This is a genomic window from Micrococcus sp. KRD096, assembly GCF_017168495.1.
Taxonomy (GTDB): domain Bacteria; phylum Actinomycetota; class Actinomycetes; order Actinomycetales; family Micrococcaceae; genus Micrococcus; species Micrococcus luteus.
The window spans coordinates 35,363-49,838 of the sequence record NZ_JABFAY010000019.1 but is presented as its reverse complement, the minus strand read 5'-3'; the positions used below and the strand labels follow the sequence as shown (position 1 = coordinate 49,838).

The 14,476-nt window shown below is 74.4% G+C and carries 13 protein-coding genes; 11 read left to right on the top strand and 2 right to left on the bottom strand.

Annotated features, from left to right (window positions below):
* Window positions 1–30 precede the first annotated feature (30 nt).
* The 9 genes from mnmA to secA all read left to right on the top strand — a co-directional run bounded on the left by mnmA (window position 31) and on the right by secA (window position 11,838).
* The gene (gene mnmA, locus J1M41_RS10080) at window positions 31–1,167 is read left to right on the top strand and encodes a tRNA 2-thiouridine(34) synthase MnmA (protein WP_036315990.1); all 1,137 of its coding nucleotides are present in this window, start codon (window positions 31–33) and stop codon (window positions 1,165–1,167) included.
* 9 nt (window positions 1,168–1,176) lie between these two features.
* Window positions 1,177–1,566, top strand: a complete 390-nt coding sequence (locus tag J1M41_RS10075; RefSeq protein ID WP_060974202.1) for a chorismate mutase — start codon at window positions 1,177–1,179, stop codon at window positions 1,564–1,566.
* Window positions 1,559–2,674: a hypothetical protein gene (locus J1M41_RS10070; protein WP_206451664.1), complete on the top strand. Its 1,116-nt coding sequence runs from the start codon at window positions 1,559–1,561 to the stop codon at window positions 2,672–2,674. The genes J1M41_RS10075 and J1M41_RS10070 overlap by 8 nt, the downstream gene beginning before the upstream one ends.
* A gap of 152 nt (window positions 2,675–2,826) precedes the next feature.
* Window positions 2,827–3,507: an MtrAB system response regulator MtrA gene (gene mtrA, locus J1M41_RS10065; RefSeq protein WP_069942056.1), complete on the top strand. Its 681-nt coding sequence runs from the start codon at window positions 2,827–2,829 to the stop codon at window positions 3,505–3,507.
* Window positions 3,508–3,511: 4 nt separating this feature from the next.
* Window positions 3,512–5,452 (top strand): MtrAB system histidine kinase MtrB, encoded by a 1,941-nt coding sequence (gene mtrB, locus J1M41_RS10060; protein ID WP_206451663.1) that lies wholly within the window; start codon window positions 3,512–3,514, stop codon window positions 5,450–5,452.
* Window positions 5,449–7,194, top strand: a complete 1,746-nt coding sequence (locus tag J1M41_RS10055) for an LpqB family beta-propeller domain-containing protein (RefSeq protein WP_206451662.1) — start codon at window positions 5,449–5,451, stop codon at window positions 7,192–7,194. Before mtrB ends, J1M41_RS10055 begins: the two co-directional genes overlap by 4 nt.
* Before the next feature lie 109 nt (window positions 7,195–7,303).
* Entirely contained in the window at window positions 7,304–8,101 is a 798-nt protein-coding gene (locus J1M41_RS10050; protein WP_206451661.1) for a ComF family protein, read from the top strand.
* 149 nt (window positions 8,102–8,250) lie between these two features.
* Window positions 8,251–8,928: a ribosome-associated translation inhibitor RaiA gene (gene raiA / locus J1M41_RS10045; RefSeq protein ID WP_036316002.1), complete on the top strand. Its 678-nt coding sequence runs from the start codon at window positions 8,251–8,253 to the stop codon at window positions 8,926–8,928.
* A gap of 174 nt (window positions 8,929–9,102) precedes the next feature.
* Window positions 9,103–11,838, top strand: coding sequence for a preprotein translocase subunit SecA (secA, locus tag J1M41_RS10040; protein ID WP_122054425.1), 2,736 nt, complete (start codon window positions 9,103–9,105; stop codon window positions 11,836–11,838).
* A gap of 87 nt (window positions 11,839–11,925) precedes the next feature.
* Here the strand turns inward: secA and J1M41_RS10035 are convergent, their stop codons facing one another.
* Complete coding sequence (locus J1M41_RS10035) at window positions 11,926–12,291, bottom strand: Rv3235 family protein (RefSeq protein WP_241247926.1); 366 nt, start codon at window positions 12,289–12,291, stop codon at window positions 11,926–11,928.
* Between the two features lie 137 nt (window positions 12,292–12,428).
* Between J1M41_RS10035 and J1M41_RS10030 the strand changes: the two genes are divergently transcribed.
* Window positions 12,429–12,797, top strand: a complete 369-nt coding sequence (locus tag J1M41_RS10030) for a hypothetical protein (RefSeq protein WP_241247922.1) — start codon at window positions 12,429–12,431, stop codon at window positions 12,795–12,797.
* Window positions 12,798–12,865: 68 nt separating this feature from the next.
* On the opposite strand, the gene J1M41_RS10025 is transcribed toward J1M41_RS10030, so the two are convergent.
* Entirely contained in the window at window positions 12,866–13,237 is a 372-nt protein-coding gene (locus J1M41_RS10025) for a DUF1844 domain-containing protein (protein ID WP_036313345.1), read from the bottom strand.
* 328 nt (window positions 13,238–13,565) lie between these two features.
* Here J1M41_RS10025 and infC point away from each other — a divergent pair.
* Window positions 13,566–14,476: translation initiation factor IF-3 (gene infC / locus J1M41_RS10020; protein ID WP_233569928.1), on the top strand; the 911-nt coding region annotated here is incomplete at its 3' end.

The window sequence follows — 14,476 nt, the reverse complement described above, 5'->3', positions numbered from 1 at the left end:
CCCGTCCGTCGTCGAGAGAGGAGTCCGCCCGTGAAGGTCCTGGCTGCCATGTCCGGGGGAGTCGACTCCGCCGTCGCCGCGGCGCGTGCCGTGGACGCCGGGCACGACGTCGTCGGCGTCCACCTGGCCCTGTCCCGCATGCCCGGCACCCTGCGCACCGGCTCGCGTGGCTGCTGCACCATCGAGGACGCCTCGGACGCGTGGCGCGCGTGCGAGCGGCTCGGCATCCCCTTCTACACGTGGGACTTCTCCGAGCGGTTCGCGGAGGACGTCGTGGACGACTTCGTGGCCGAGTACGAGGCCGGCCGCACGCCCAACCCGTGCATGCGCTGCAACGAGCGCATCAAGTTCGCGGCGCTGCTCGAGCGCGCCCTCGAGCTGGGCTTCGACGCCGTCTGCACCGGCCACTACGCCGCCGTGCGGCCCGGTCCGGACGGCTCGCTGGAGCTGCACCGCGCCGCGGACGACGCGAAGGACCAGTCCTACGTGCTCGGCGTGCTCACCGCGGATCAGCTCGCCCACTGCCTCTTCCCGCTCGCGGACACGCCGTCCAAGGAGCTCGTGCGCGCCGAGGCGGCCGAGCGCGGCCTGTCCGTGGCGGCGAAGCCGGACTCCCACGACATCTGCTTCATCCCGGACGGCGACACCCGCGGCTGGCTCGCCGAGCGCATCGACCTCGCCCCCGGCCCCATCGTCGACCCGGAGGGGCAGGAGCTCGGCACCCACGCGGGCGCCCAGGCGTTCACGGTCGGCCAGCGCAAGGGCCTGGCCATCGGCCGTCCCGCGCCCGACGGCAAGCCCCGGTTCGTGCTCGAGGTGCGGCCGAAGGAGAACACCGTGGTCGTCGGCGGGCGCGAGCTGCTCGACGTCGACCGCATCACCGGCATCCGCCCGTCCTGGGCCGGCGCCCCGGTGCCCGAAGCCCGCACGGGCGCCTGGTTCGACTGCGCGCTGCAGTTCCGGGCCCACGGCGAGATCGTCGAGGCCCGCGCCCGCCAGCGCGCGGACGCGGCGGGGCACCCGGGGTGGGAGATCGAGCCGGCGCGCCCCCTGCGCGGGGTGGCCCCCGGTCAGACGGCCGTCCTGTACCGGGGCACCCGCGTGCTCGGCCAGGCCACCATCGACACCGCCCGCAATGCCCGGCTGTCCGCCCCCGCGGATGCGTAGGCTTCGGCCATGAGCCCGGACTACGACCCCCACGCCAGCTCGCTGCCCGGCACCGCGGACCCGGCGGTCCTCGACGAGCTCTTCGCGATCCGCGGCAGCATCGACAACATCGACGCCTCGCTCGTCTACCTGCTGGCCGAGCGGTTCAAGTTCACGCAGCGGGTCGGCGCGCTGAAGGCCCGGCACGACCTGCCGCCCTCGGACCCCGGACGTGAGGCCGCCCAGATCGCGCGGCTGCACCGACTCGCGCTCGAGGCGGACCTCGAGCCCGCGTTCGCCGAGAAGTTCCTGAACTTCATCATCGCCGAGGTCATCCGCCACCACCGCGCGCTGGCGGCCGAGGGCCGGCCGGACGCCGAGGCGGAGCCGGGGGAGAGCCCCGGGGACGCGGATGACTGAGGCCGCCCACGACGACGGCGCCACCGGCCCCGTCGCCCTCGGCGGCACGCCGTGGCGCGGCACCGACGTCGCCGAGGCGCAGCTCGTCACGCTCGGCGAACTCGGCGCGGACCACTGGCCGGTGCTCCCCGAGCTGCCCGATCGCGGACCCGGCGCCGACGCCACCGGCCGCTCGGCCGCCCTCCTGCAGGAGCTGGCCGTCGACCTGCAGCCGCACGGCTGGCGGGTCAGCCCGCCCGGGGCCGCCGGCTCCGGCCGTGACCGACGCCGCGCCGTCTCCCTCTGGCACGAGGACGCGCACCGCTGGGCGGACACCGCGGGGGCCGAGGGCGCCGTCGTCGAACGTCTGGCCGTGCGGGTGCGCGGCCCGCTCAGCCTGCTCGCCGGCCTCTGGCTGCCCGGGGGAGAGCGCGTCCTCGGCGACCACGGCGCGCGCCGCGACGTCGCCGAGTCCTATCTCGCGGGGCTGCAGGATGCCCTGCCCCGCCTCCGGAGGGCCACCGGCGCGGCCCGCCTCGGCGTCGTCGTCGACGAGCCGTGGGCGGCGGCCGTCCTCGCCGGGACCCTGCCCACCGCGAGCGGGTACCGCACCGTCCGGTCGCTGCGGCGCGAGGAGGCCCGCGGGCTGTGGCGCGCCGCCCTCGACGGGCTCACCGCCCTGCCCGACGTCGCCCGGGTGTGGCTCGCGCCGGGCCGCCGGGCCGCCTCCCCGGGGGCCGAGCTGCCCGGGCCCGCGGCGCTGGCGACGCTGACGGGAGAGTCCCTGCCCAGGCCCGACGCATCCGTGGACGCGCCCGCCCCGGCCCCGGTCTCGCTCGTGGTGGGCGTGGGCGCCCTCGACGACGGCGCGGACGGCACGCCCGGCACCCGCGAGGCGTGGGAGGCGGCGGCCGGCTGGGCCGACATCGGGCGCGGGCTGACGCTGGCCCCCGAGCCGGGCGTGCGTCTGGTCGACGTCGTCCGCACGTGGGAACGGCTGGGGGTGGACCCCGGGCGGGTGGGCGACGTCGACCTCACGGCGGCGGGGTCGCACGACCCCGCCGTGCTCCGTACTCTGCGGCGGGACGCGGAGGAGCTGGCCGCGCGGCTCGCCGAGCTGCGCGGCTGAGCCGGCGCCCCGACGGACCGGGGCGACCTCCGGCGTCGTCCGCCGGGGACGGGCCCGCCCGGCGGGTATCATCGGGCTGATCCTGAAAATGTCCTGTGCCCGGGGCCGGTCCCGCCCGCGGCGCCGGGGGGAGCGCTGACGAGGAGGTCAGGATGGGCAAGGCCAAGATCCTGGTGGTGGACGACGACGAGGCGCTGGCCGAGATGATCGGCATCGTCCTGCGCAACGACGGCTTCGAGCCGACGTTCGCGGCGGACGGCACCTCCGCACTGCCCGCGTTCCACCGCGAGCGCCCTGATCTGGTGCTGCTGGACCTCATGCTCCCCGGCATCGACGGCATCGAGGTCTGCAAGCTCATCCGAGCCGAGTCGGACGTGCCGATCGTGATGCTCACGGCCAAGTCGGACACGGCGGATGTGGTGCGCGGCCTCGAGTCGGGTGCGGACGACTACGTGCCCAAGCCGTTCAAGCCCGCCGAGCTCGTGGCTCGCGTCCGGGCGCGCCTGCGTGAGGGGGAGGCCAAGCCGGCGGAGGTCCTGCACATCGGGGACCTCGAGATCGATGTGGCGGGCCACCAGGTCACCCGCGGCGGCGTCGGCATCGCCCTCACCCCGCTGGAGTTCGACCTCCTCGTGGCCCTCGCCCGGCGGCCGCGCCACGTCTTCACTCGCGAGATGCTCCTGGAGGAGGTCTGGGGCTACCGGCACCAGGCCGACACCCGGCTCGTGAACGTCCACGTCCAGCGCCTGCGCTCCAAGGTCGAGCCGGATCCCGAGAACCCGTGCGTCGTGCTGACCGTCCGCGGCGTCGGGTACAAGGCCGGCCAGGGCTGAGCGCATGACCGTGTCCGGCCCGGATGTGAGCGCGGCCCCGGCGGCCGAGTCCGGTGCCGAGCCGGTCGAGCCCGCCGCCGCCCGCCCACGGTCGTGGGGCCCCGGCCCCGCGTGGCGTGCGCTGCGCCGCCGGTGGCGTCGGTCCCTGCGGCTGCGCACGGCGGTGCTCGCGGCCCTGCTCTCGATCCTCGCGGGCCTCGTGGTCGCCGCGTTCCTCACGCAGCAGATCACCCAGGCCCTCTTCGAGGCCCGCTACGAGCAGGTCCAGTCCGAGGCACGCCGTGGCCTGAGCCAGGTGCGCGAGACGTTCGCGCAGACCACCGCCACGGACGCGCAGAGCACGGACGTGCTGGTGACCCAGACCCTGCGCGCCCTCGAAGGCGACTCCGGCACGACGATCCGCCGCCGCTACCACCTCGCCCCGCTGCCGGACTCCGAGTCCGCGTACGTGGGGACGATCTCCTCCGCCGGGCTCGATCCCGCGGTGATCCCCCAGGAGCTGCAGGACGCGGTCGCCTCCGGGCCGGGCGTGTACGACGCGAGCGTGGCGCTGCCGGATCCCGGCGGTGGCACCCGGCCCGGCCTCGTGTTCGGCGCCCAGATGGTGCTGCCCCCGGGTGCCACCTACGGGCTCTACCTCGTCTACGACCTCGCGGACGTCCAGAGCTCGCTCGACTCGGTGCTCGGGGTGCTGCTGGTGTTCGGCGTCGGCTTCCTGGTGATCAACGTGCTGGTCTCGTGGTGGGTCTCGCGGCGTGTGACCCTGCCCGTGCAGCAGGCGGCCCGGGCGGCCGAGTCCCTCTCGAGCGGCAACCTGGCCGTGCGGATGCCGGTCGACGGTGAGGACGAGATGGCCCGCCTGGGCATGTCCTTCAACCGGATGGCGGACAGCATCCAGGACCAGATCGGCCAGCTCGCCCAGCTGTCCCAGATGCAGCAGCGGTTCGTCTCGGACGTCTCCCATGAGCTGCGCACGCCGCTGACGACCGTGCGGATGGCGGCCGACGTGCTGTACGGCTCGCGCGAGGACTTCGACGCGGTCAACCGACGCTCGACCGAGCTACTCTACCACCAGGTGGACCGCTTCCAGGCCATGCTCGCGGACCTGCTGGAGATCACCCGGTTCGACGCCGGCGCCGCCACCCCAGCCCTCGAGGCCACGGACATGCTCGAGCTGGCCCGCGACGTCGTGCTCACCTCTCAGCCGCTGGCCGATCAGATCGGCGTGCCCGTGTACATGGTGCCCATGGACCGGGACCGCGCCGACGGCCACGTCGCCTGGGTCGACCCGCGGCGGATCGAACGGATCCTGCGCAACCTGGTGAACAACGCGATCGAGCACGCCGAGGGCCGGCCGGTGGACGTGCTCGTGGCGGCCGACGAGGGGGCCGTCACGTTCGCCGTCGTGGACCACGGCATCGGCATGAGCCCCGAGCAGGTGCAGCGCGTGTTCGACCGGTTCTGGCGGGCCGACCCCTCACGCAAGCGCACCACCGGCGGGTCCGGACTGGGTCTGGCGATCGCCACCGAGGACACCCGGCTGCACGGCGGCCGGCTCGAGGCGTGGGGCGAGCTGGGGGAGGGGTCCACCTTCATGGTGACCCTGCCGCGGGCGCCGCGCCCGGCCGCGCAGGGCGCGGAGGCCCCCGAACCGATCGGCCGCTCCGTGCTGCCCATCCCGCCCCGCTACAGCACGGCGGACCGCCGGTACGCCGATGACCTGTCCCGACCCGTCCCGCAGGAGGCGGACGCCGACGCCGACGCCGTCGGCAGGGTCGCGGACGTCGCCGCCACGGCCGCGGACGCCCCGCCGTGCGCGCGCCAGGACGAGCAGGCCCTGACCGCACCGACCCGGCCGGTGCGCAGGGTCCCTCCGGGGGATCCCGCCGACGGGCCGGCCGCCGGGGACCGGACCGGCGAGGATGCGGCAGAGGAGGCCCGATGACCACCGTGGATCCGCAGCCGCCCCGCCCGCCGCGGGTCGCCGTCGTCGGCGTGATCGTCGCCCTGGTGCTCGCCCTCAGCGGCTGCACCCAGATCCCCCAGAGCTCCGAAGTGCGCAGTGCCGACCCGGTCGACGGGGCCGGCGCGGCCGCCGACGCGCCGCAGTTCCATCCGCCGGGACCCGCCGAGTCGGACACGGCGGAGGAGGCCATCCGGGGCTTCCTGCTCGCGGGCACGAGCCCGCAGGACGACTACGCGGTGGCGCGCGAGTTCCTCGACGGCCCCGCGGCCACCCAGTGGACGCCCGGGCAGCGCACCCTCGTGTACTCGGCGGAGCCGCGCATCACCCGGGGCGACGGCGACGGGGACTATCAGGTCCAGGTCGAGGTCGACTCGGAGATCGACGAGTACGGCCTGCGGACCGTCGCGCCGCCGGGGACCACACGGGCCTGGGCGGTCACGGTGCAGGAACGGCCCCAGGGCATGCGGATCACGTCCACGGAGAACGGCACGCTGCTCTCCCAGGCGCAGTTCGGACAGCTGTTCGCGCCGCACGAGCTCGCCTTCTACGACACCGCGAAGCGCTATATCGTGCCGGACGTGCGGTGGTTCGTCAATCAGGGCACCACCGTGACCGCGGTGACGCGAGCGCTGCTGCGCGGGCCGGCACCGTATCTGGCCGGGGCGGTGGAGACGGCCTTCCCGCTGCGCACCGGCACCGACCTGGCCGCGCCCACGGTGCCCGTCGACGACGACGGCGTGGCCCACGTCGACCTCACCCAGGCGGCCGCCGAGGGGGCCGACGCCGAGCGGCGGCACCGCATGCGGGAGCAGCTGAAGCTGACCCTGAGGGGCCTCCAGTCGGTCAAGGAGGTCGAGGTGACCGTCGCCGGTGCCCAGCTGTCCACGTCGGGAGACGACGGCCCCGCCCCGGTCCAGACCGACCCCGCCGTCGGATCGGTCCAGGTGGGCATCGACGCGGCGACGGGCGGACTCGTGTACGTGCGGGGGAGCAGCGTCACGCCGGTGGGCGGCGCCCCGGACGTCACCGCGCTCGATCCGGTCCGCCCGACGATGTCCGGCGACCGCAGCCGATTCGCGTTCGTCACCCGTGACCGGACGGCGGTCCACGTCGCCGGCACGGACGGCTCCCTGCGGGAGGCGCTGCGCGGCACCGGGCTTACCGTCCCGTCGCTGGACCTCCTGGGCTGGGTGTGGGCGGCCGACCGGGGCACGACCTCGCGGATCCGCGCCGTCCCGGCCCAGCCCGGCGGGCAGGAGCGCATCGTGACGGCCACCTGGCTGCGCCCCGGCGAGCGGATCGTCGACCTGCGGTTGGCCCGGAGCGGGGCCCGGGCCGCGATGCTCGTCGACGACGGCCAGCGGACCACCCTGCGCGTGTCCGGCGTCGTGCGCGGTTCGGACGGGGTGCCGAACGCCCTGACCGAGCCGATCCTGCTGCCCTCCTCCGGGTCGGAGGACTCGGTGGAGTGGGCCGGAGGCACGAACCTGCTCGTCTCGGCGTACGCCGAGAAGCCGGACGAGCGCGTGGTGCCGCGGATCGTCTCGGTCGATGGCACCGTCCGGGAGCTCAACCCACTGGGCGGCCTGCGGGGGATCTCCGCCGGCGACGACGGCGCCTACTACGCGGAGACGGAGGAGCTCGTGTTCCTGCTGGTGGGCTCCTCGTGGCGGGCGCAGGAGCTCGACCGCGGGGTGCGCGACCTCTCGTTCCCGGACTGAGCCGAGCCCGCGCCCGCCGCCCCGTCGTCCACTCCTGCACAGCCGCCCCGGCCCGCACAGCGGCTCGCCCCGGCGCCCGGACGGCGGCGGCGTGCGGTGGACTCGTTGCATGCGTTCCCCGCCGTCCTCCCCGTCCCCGCCGTCGGTGTTCGGCACCCTCGGTCGGGCCCTGGCCGACCTGGTCCTGCCCGCCGAGTGCGCGGTGTGCGCCGCGCCGGGTCACCGGCTCTGCCCGGCCTGCGCGGAGGGACTGACCGCCGTCCTGTCCCGGCCCTTCCGGGCGGAGCAGGACGCCCCGGCCTTACCCTTGGGCCCCGGCGGCGCTCCGCTGCCGGTGATGGCGGCCGGGCGCTACGCAGACCCGCTGGCGGCCGCCGTGCTCGCGTTCAAGGACCATCACGCGCTGCACCTGCGCGGCGTGCTGGGCGAGGCCCTCTGCCGGGCCGTCGCCGCGGCGCGTCTCGAGCCGGACCTGCCCGGGGCGCGGCACGCCCTGCTCGTCCCGGTCCCGGGCGGCGCGGTCGGATTCCGACGGCGCGGCTACGACCCGCTCGCCGAGCTCACCCGGGCGCTGCCGGCGCCGTGGCTGGTCTTCGACGCCGTCCGTGCTCGCCTGCTGCCCCGCGCCAGCACGCTCCGGGGCGGCGGCCCGTCCCACGCGGGCGCCGGGGCGGGCCAGCGCCGCCGGCGGGCCCGGGACTGGCGCGTCGTCGCCGGGCGGCTGCCGGCCGGCGCGCCCGTCCTGCTCGTGGACGACGTCCTCACCACCGGTGCCACCCTCGCCGCGCTCGCGGAGGCGGTGCGCCGCGCCGGCGGGCACCCCGTCGGGGCCGTCGTGCTCGCGGCCGTGGCCCCGCCGCGGGACCCCGCCGAGCCTGGCCCCCGGCCAGGCCCCCGGGTAGGGTGAACGGCACGGAATCGCCCCTACGGTTCCCGTCCTGCCGACGGCTGGAAGGAGGTCGCCCCCTCGGACCCGCCGCCGCCCTGCGGACGCGACACCGAGGCGCACCTCCCCTCCCGAGGCCGGACCCGTGAGAGTCGGACCAGGAGGACGCCATGACCATGGATGTCAGCTACATCGCCCGCAACATCAGCCTCTCGGAGAGCTTCCGCGACCACGTCGTCGAGCGCACCGAGCGCCTCCAGCGGCTCGCCGAGGGCGCCGACACGCTCGAGGTCCGCGTGACGAAGGAATCCCACCACAAGCACTCGGACGAGGCGGTCCGCGTGGAACTGACGGTCCGCGGCCCGCGGGACGTCGTGCGGGCTGAGGCCGCCGCGGACGACGAGCTGGCAGCCTTCGACAAAGCCGCCGCCCGACTGACCGAGCGCCTGCGGCGCCTGCGCGACCGGCGCAAGGACCGTCGCCGCGGCAAGCTCGGCGCCTCCCGCGGCGCGGGCGAGGTCGGCTTCGTGCCACCGCTGCCGCCGTCGGGCGCCGCGCTGGCCGCGGAGGACGCCTCCGCGCAGGACGCCCCCGAGGCGGGCACCCCGGTGCGCATCCGCCAGAAGGCGTTCCCCGCGACCCCCATGAGCGTGGACGACGCCGTGGACGCGATGGAGCTGGTCGGCCACGACTTCTACCTCTTCCAGAACGCCGAGACCGGCGTGCCCTCCGTCGTCTACCGCCGCCGAGGCTGGAGCTACGGCGTGATCCGCCTGGACGAGTCCCTCCCTCAGGATCACGTCTCCGCCTCCGAGGGGGAGCAGGCATACCAGACGCGGGAGGACTGACCGCCCCGCCGACGTCGACCACGACCTGCTGACGCCGCGACGCCCCTCCCCTCCGGGACGGGCGCCGCGGCCCGTCCGGACTCGGCCCGTACACTGTCCCGGAGACCGCGCCACGGCCGCGCGCGAGGGGCATCCCGTCCCGCCCCGGCCACACCGCAAGGGAGCAGAGAACCAGTGCCTTCGATCATCGACCGCGTCCTGAAGATCTCGGACAACCGCGTCCTCAAGCGCATGCAGGCCACGGTGGACGCCGTGAACCTCCTCGAGGACGACTTCCGGGCGCTCAGCGACGCGGAGCTGCGTGCCGAGACGGACACGCTCCGGGCCCGGCATGCGGACGGCGAGTCGTTGGACCTGCTCCTGCCGGAGGCGTTCGCCGCGGTCCGGGAGGCCGCGGGACGCACGCTCGGCCAGCGGCACTACGACGTCCAGCTGCTCGGCGGCATCGCGCTGCACCAGGGCAACATCGCGGAGATGAAGACCGGCGAGGGCAAGACCCTCGTGGCCACCGCTCCGGCCTACCTCAACGCGCTGTCCGGCAGGGGCGTGCACGTGGTGACGGTCAACGACTTCCTCGCCTCCTACCAGGCCGACCTCATGGGCCGCGTGTTCCGCTTCCTCGGCATGCAGACGGGCGTCATCGTGGCGGGCCAGACCCCGGCCGTACGGCGCGAGCAGTACGCCGCGGACATCACCTACGGCACGAACAACGAGTTCGGCTTCGACTTCCTCCGCGACAACATGGCCTGGTCCCTCGACGAGCTCGTGCAGCGTGAGCACCACTACGCGATCGTCGACGAGGTGGACTCGATCCTCATCGACGAGGCCCGCACCCCGCTGATCATCTCCGGCCCCGCCCAGGGCGAGGCCAACCGGTGGTACGGCGAGTTCGCCCGGCTGGTGCGCCGCCTCGAGGCGAACACGGACTACGAGGTGGACCACAAGAAGCGCACCGTCGGCATCCTCGGCCCCGGCATCGAGAAGGTCGAGGACCACCTCGGCATCACGAACCTGTACGAGACGCAGAACACCACGCTCATCCAGTTCCTGAACAACGCGGTCAAGGCCAAGGAGCTGTTCAAGCGGGACAAGGACTACGTGGTCCTCGACGGCGAGGTGCAGATCGTCGACGAGCACACGGGCCGCGTGCTCAAGGGACGCCGCTACAACGAGGGGCTCCACCAGGCCATCGAGGCCAAGGAGGGCGTGGAGGTCAAGCCCGAGAACCAGACGCTGGCCACGGTGACCCTGCAGAACTACTTCCGCGGCTACGAGAAGCTCGCCGGCATGACGGGCACCGCCGAGACGGAGGCCGCCGAGTTCACGTCGACCTACGGCCTCGGCGTCGTCGTGATCCCGCCGAACCGGGAGCCACAGCGTGTGGACCGCAACGACGTGGTGTACAAGAACGAGAAGGTCAAGTTCGACGCCGTCGTCGACGACATCGCCGAGCGGCACGCGAAGGGCCAGCCGGTCCTGGTGGGCACCACCTCCGTGGAGAAGTCCGAGTACCTCTCCACGCTGCTGGCCAAGCGCGGCATCCGCCACGAGGTCCTGAACGCGAAGAACCACGCCCGCGAGGCCGCCATCGTGGCGCAGGCGGGCCGCCCGGGCGCCGTCACCGTGGCCACCAACATGGCCGGCCGCGGCACCGACATCATGCTCGGCGGCAACGCCGAGTTCACGGCGGTGGCCCGCATGCAGGAACTGGGCCTCGACGCCGCCGAGGACCCGGAGGCGTACGAGGCCCGCTGGCCCGAGGTGCTGGCGGAGGCCGAGGCCGCCGTGGAGGACGCGCACCGCGCGGTCATCGAGGCCGGCGGCCTGTACGTGGTGGGCACCGAGCGCCACGACTCGCGCCGCATCGACAACCAGCTGCGCGGTCGTTCCGGCCGTCAGGGCGACCCGGGCGAGTCCCGGTTCTACCTCTCCCTCACGGACGAGCTCATGCGCAACTTCAACCCGGGCGTGGCCCAGCGGATCATGAACAGCCCGTCGATCCCGGACGACATGGCGCTCGAGTTCGGCTTCGTCTCGAAGGCGATCCAGAATGCGCAGGCGCAGGTCGAGGGGCGCAACGCTGAGCAGCGCAAGAACGTGCTCAAGTACGACGACGTGTTGAACCGCCAGCGCGAGGCCATCTACACGGACCGCCGTTCGATCCTCGAGGGGGAGGACCTGCAGGACCGGGTGCGCCGCTTCGTGGAGGACGCCGTCGGGAACATCGTGGACGCGGCCACCGAGGAGGGCCAGGCCACCGATTGGGACCTCGACCAGCTGTGGCGGGACCTGGCAGAGATCTACCCCGTGGGAGTCTCGCAGGAGGACGTCCTCGACGAGGTCGGCGGCCGGGGCCGGCTCACGGCCGAGGTCCTGAAGCGCGAACTCGTCTCCGATGCGCTCCTGGCGTACGAGGACCGGGAGGCGCAGGTGGGATCCGAGGCGCTGCGGGAGGCGGAGCGTCGCGTGGTGCTCGCCACCATCGGGCGCCACTGGCAGGAGCATCTCTACGAGATGGACTACCTCAAGGAGGGCATCGGGCTGCGCGCGATGGCCCAGCGCGAGCCCCTCGTGGAGTACCAGCGCGAGGGCTACACGATGTTCCAGAACATGCTCGCCGCCATCCGTGAGGACGCCGTGCGCACGCTGTTCCAGGCGCAGATCAGTGCGGCCCCCGCGCCGACGTCGCTGCCCGGCGTCAAGGATGCCCGCGCCGTGACGATGGCCCCGCAGATCTCGGTGGAGGGCATCGACGCCCCGCAGCAGCCTGCGCAGCTGCGTTTCACCGGTCCGTCCGAGGACGGGCAGAGCGCGGTCACCCGCAGCGGCACGGACTCCGGCGCCACGGTCGCGGCGGGCACGAACCGCCGCTCCCGCCGTCAGGCGGAGCGCCGCGGCCGCCGCGGCTGACCGGCATCCCGCCACGACGCAGCACGAGGGCCCGCAGACCTCCAGGTCTCCGGGCCCTCGATCGTCAGTCCGACGGGGCGATCCGGCTCAGCCGATCTCGACCGACGTCACCTTCCACCGGCTGAGCCGCCGCTCGAGTCGGAGCGCGAAGGCCCGGGCCCGGCCCTCCCACAGCACCGTCGCGCTGGCCTCCACCCGGCCGGGCGCGACCTCGCACACGCGGGCACCCACCGGGCGGGGTGCGGACGCGGGCGTCCGGGGCGGGACGGCCGCGGAGGGCCGTCGACCGGGCCCGGTCGGCGCGACGGCGCCCAGCAGCTCCATGCGACGGGTCAACTTGTCCAGGACCTCGGGCGAGAGCCAGGCGGAGAGGTCCCGCAGGGCACGGCGGCCCGTCTCGACCTCGACGCAGGCGACGGCGATCACGGCGGCGAGCGAGCGGACGCGGCGCAGCTCCTCGCGCCCCTGTTCGGTGCGGGCCCGCCGGGCGATCTCCTCACCGCGGGGCAGGACCGCGGGGCTGTGGGCGGGTCCGTGGAGGAGGGTGTCGGCGGTGCGCCGGGCGGACGCGGTGCGGGGGGGCCGTCCTCGTGGTCGCCGCGGCGCTCGTGCTCGAGGCGGGCGCGCTCCTCTGGCTCGCCGTGGACGCGGTGGTGCATGCGGCGGACGGGGTGCTCCCGGCCGGCGCCCGCGTGATGCTGGTCGTCATCTACGCGCTGCTCACCCTGTGGATCCTTGCGACCGCCGTCGCCCTGCTGCGCGGTCGGGCGTGGAGCCGCGGCGCCGTCGTCGCGATCCAGCTCTTCGGTGTGCTCCTGTCGTCATGGCTCTTCAGCGTGGACGCCGCCGCTCTGGGTGGGCCGCTGCTCGCGGTCTCCGGCGTCGCGCTGCTCACCCTCTTCACGACGCCGGTCACCCGGCATCTCACCCCCGCCCCGGAGGCCTCGACGGACGCCTGAGCCCGGCTCCGACGACGACGGCGCGCCCCCGGTCGGGGGCGCGCCGTCGTCGTCATCGGGGGGCGTGGTCAGTTCACCGGGCCGGTGAACTTCTCGCCGGGGCCCTTGCCCGGGGCGTCCGGGAACGGGGAGGCCTCACGGAACGCCAGCTGCAGCGAGCGCAGGCCGTCGCGCAGCGGGCCGGCGTGCTGGCTGCCGATCTCGGGGGCCGCGGCCGTGACCAGCCCGGCGAGGGCCGTGATGAGCTTGCGGGCCTCGTCGAGATCGATGAGCTCGCGGGCGTCGGGGGAGTCGGCCAGGCCGCACTTGACGGCGGCGGCGGTCATCAGGTGCACGGCGGTGGTCGTGATGACCTCGACGGCGGGGACCTCGTGGATGTCGCGGATCTCGGCGGGGGCGTCCATGGGGGTGGCGTCCTGGGCCTGACGTTCGTCTGTCATGGTGGTAAGCTTCCCATAGACCACTCGTGGTCCGCGCAAGACCTCGTCATCCGGTGACCCCGGGGCGGGCATGCACGGGCCAGGAGCAGCAAAGTGGAGGCCTCTCTCCCACCCGCGTCAGCAGGATGTCCGGTTCGCCCCGGGCCGAGTTGCCGGGTCGCCGGTCGGGACCGCCGCGTCGTGGCGCGCAGCCCGCACCGAGGGTCCCGTCCGACGGGATCGTGTCGAGGCCTCCGTCTGCGTCCGCGCAGGGGAGGCCTTCCTCGTTTCCGAGGGCCCCTCCGGTGGGCGCGGGGTCACCCGTCGTCTCACACAGAGGAGTACCACCATCAGCGATCCCCGCATCAACGAGCGTATCCGCGTTCCGGAAGTCCGCCTGGTCGGCCCGAACGGCGAACAGGTCGGCATCGTCCGCGTCGAGGACGCCCTCCGGCTCGCCGCCGAGGCGGACCTGGATCTCGTGGAGGTGGCCCCCACGGCCAAGCCTCCGGTGTGCAAGCTGATGGATTTCGGCAAGTACAAGTACGAGGCCGCGGTGAAGGCCCGTGAGTCGCGCAAGAACCAGGTGAACACGGTCCTCAAGGAGGTCCGCTTCCGCCTGAAGATCGACAAGCACGACTACGAGACCAAGACCGGCCACGCCAAGAAGTTCCTGAGCCAGGGCGACAAGGTCAAGGCCATCATCCAGTTCCGCGGCCGTGAGCAGCAGCGTCCCGAACTCGGCATCAAGCTGCTGCAGCAGTTCGCCGAGGACGTCGCCGAGCTGGGCACCGTCGAATCGCAGCCGCGCCAGGACGGCCGCAACATGGTGATGGTGGTCGGCCCGCTGCGCACCAAGGCCGATGCGCGGGCGGACCAGCGCAAGAACTCGGCCGAGAGCCACCGCGAGCGTCAGGGCGGCGGTTCGCGTCGCGACCAGGCCGCCCGCGAGGCCAAGGAGCGCGCCGCGCAGAAGGCGGCGTCCGACTCCGCCCCGGTGCGGAATTCGGTCGGGGATGCGTTCCCCGAGCAGCTGAAGGCCATGGCCGCCCGGACGCAGGAGAACGCCTCCGCGGCCCCGGCCGAGACGACGCAGGCGCCGAAGACCCCGGCCCCGGCGGCTCCCCGCCCGGCCGCGGCCGCCCCGGCTGCGAAGCCGGCCTCCAGCGCCACGCCCGCATCGGCCCCGAAGCCGGCCGCGACGCCGAAGCCGCAGTCCTCGGCTGCGCCGGCTGCCACGCCGAAGCCGCGGTCCGCCGC

Excerpts from the sequence above, each read along its gene's own strand:
- raiA (WP_036316002.1), top strand. The coding sequence starts at position 8,251 with ATGACCATGGATGTCAGCTACATCGCCCGCAACATCAGCCTCTCGGAG.
- J1M41_RS10070 (WP_206451664.1), top strand. The coding sequence starts at position 1,559 with ATGACTGAGGCCGCCCACGACGACGGCGCCACCGGCCCCGTCGCCCTC.
- J1M41_RS10055 (WP_206451662.1), top strand. The coding sequence starts at position 5,449 with ATGACCACCGTGGATCCGCAGCCGCCCCGCCCGCCGCGGGTCGCCGTC.
- J1M41_RS10025 (WP_036313345.1), bottom strand. The coding sequence starts at position 13,237 with ATGACAGACGAACGTCAGGCCCAGGACGCCACCCCCATGGACGCCCCC.
- J1M41_RS10050 (WP_206451661.1), top strand. The coding sequence starts at position 7,304 with ATGCGTTCCCCGCCGTCCTCCCCGTCCCCGCCGTCGGTGTTCGGCACC.
- mtrA (WP_069942056.1), top strand. The coding sequence starts at position 2,827 with ATGGGCAAGGCCAAGATCCTGGTGGTGGACGACGACGAGGCGCTGGCC.
- J1M41_RS10075 (WP_060974202.1), top strand. The coding sequence starts at position 1,177 with ATGAGCCCGGACTACGACCCCCACGCCAGCTCGCTGCCCGGCACCGCG.
- mtrB (WP_206451663.1), top strand. The coding sequence starts at position 3,512 with ATGACCGTGTCCGGCCCGGATGTGAGCGCGGCCCCGGCGGCCGAGTCC.